Source organism: Rugosimonospora africana (genome assembly GCF_016862975.1).
Lineage (GTDB): Bacteria > Actinomycetota > Actinomycetes > Mycobacteriales > Micromonosporaceae > Rugosimonospora > Rugosimonospora africana.
The window spans coordinates 1-834 of record NZ_BONZ01000192.1 but is presented as its reverse complement, the minus strand read 5'-3'; the positions used below and the strand labels follow the sequence as shown (position 1 = coordinate 834).

Here is an 834-nt window from a genome sequence, read left to right as displayed (position 1 = left end):
GCGTGTGATGGATGGTCGATGAGTCCGTTGGCGCGTGATCTGACGGACGCGTATGCGGCGCGGCGGGCCGAGGAGGCTCCGCGGTGGTCGTCTTTGCCGGTGCAGTATGTGGATTACACGTTGTGGCAGCAGGAGCTGTTGGGTGAGGAAGACGATCCGGGCAGTGTGTTGTCACGGCAGTTGGCGTTTTGGCGGGAGACGTTGGCTGGGTTGCCGGATGAGTTGCGGCTGCCGGTGGATCGGCCGCGGCCGGTGGTCTCCTCGTACCGGGGTGGTCGGGTGTCGTTCGAGTTGGGGTCGGAGTTGCATCGTGGGCTCGTGGCGTTGGCTCGTGCGCATGGGGTCACCATGTTCATGGTGTTGCAGGCTGGGTTGGCGGTACTGCTGAGTCGGTTGGGTGCGGGTGAGGATGTTCCGGTCGGGTCTCCTGTCGCGGGTCGGGTCGATGATGCGTTGGATGACTTGGTGGGGTTCTTTGTCAATACGTTGGTGTTGCGGCTGGATGTGTCGGGGGATCCAACGTTCGGGGAGTTGCTGCGGCGGGCGCGTGAGACGGATCTTGCTGCTTATGCTCATCAGGATGTGCCGTTTGATCGTTTGGTTGAGGCGATTCAGCCGGCTCGTTCGTTGGCGCGGCATCCGTTGTTCCAGGTTATGTTGGCGTTTCAGAACAATGCCGATGCTCGACTGGACCTGGCGGGTTTGACCACCGAGGCCGAGCCTATGGGAGCCGGTGCCCCGGAGTTCGACCTGTTGTTCATCTTGACCGAACACCACGCGCCGGACGGCACCCCGGGCGGTATTCACGGCGTTTTGGATTACAGCCAGGATCTG

At 62.2% G+C, this 834-nt stretch carries 1 protein-coding gene; it reads left to right on the top strand.

The window, feature by feature from the left end; genetic code table 11:
* The coding region (locus Raf01_RS49170; protein WP_239134607.1) for a condensation domain-containing protein at positions 1–834 on the top strand (834 nt) is incomplete at both ends.